This is a genomic window from Arthrobacter sp. 10N418, from assembly GCF_056394725.1.
In genome coordinates this window covers 1-657 of the sequence record NZ_JBFTIK010000070.1, presented here as the reverse complement: position 1 = coordinate 657, position 657 = coordinate 1, and the positions used below count along the sequence as shown (strand labels likewise).

Here is a 657-nt window from a genome sequence, read left to right as displayed (position 1 = left end):
TTGCGGGATCTGGCGGATGATTGCCTGGACGGGTTGGCCGAGGCGGCCCGGTTGGAGGCCCGGACTGCGGCGTTGAAGGTGCGGCTGGCCGCGGAGTATGTGCAGGCGGCCAGGTTGCTGGCGGCTCCGGGGGCGTCCCGGCAGGACCGTGCCGCGTCGGAGATGGCGGTGGTGGCCGAGGTCGCCTGTGTCCTGACCGTCAGCGAACGGRCCGCCGGTGCCTTCCTGTCCGAGTCCGAGGCRTTGACGGCGGTGCTGCCGCTGACCCTGGGAGCGCTTGAGGCCGGGACGATTTCCTGGCAGCACGCTAGGATCATCGTCGACGAAACCGGCGGCCTGGACGAGTGCGGGGCGGCGGCGCTGGAGGGGCATTTCCTGGACCCGGACGCAGCGGGCGCGGCCCGCGGGTGCCCGGCCGGGGACCTGGTGGCGTCCCGGTTCCGGGCCAAGGCGCGCGCCTGGCGGGAACGCCACCACCGGGAGAGCATCGAGAACCGYCACACCGCGTCCGCTGCGGACCGGCGGGTGGAGTACGTCCCGGACCGGGACGGCATGGCGTGGCTTTCGGCCTATCTCACGGCCGAGACCGCGGCGGGGATCTGGGAACGGTCCACCGCGGCCGCCCGTGCCCTGCAGGGCCCGGGCGAGGCCAGGACC

General features: G+C 74.0%; 1 protein-coding gene. It reads left to right on the top strand.

Features of this window, described 5'->3' with window-relative positions:
- Positions 1-657, top strand: a 657-nt coding sequence (locus AC1DCZ_RS19355) for a DUF222 domain-containing protein (protein ID WP_476976012.1), incomplete at both ends; no start/stop codon positions are given.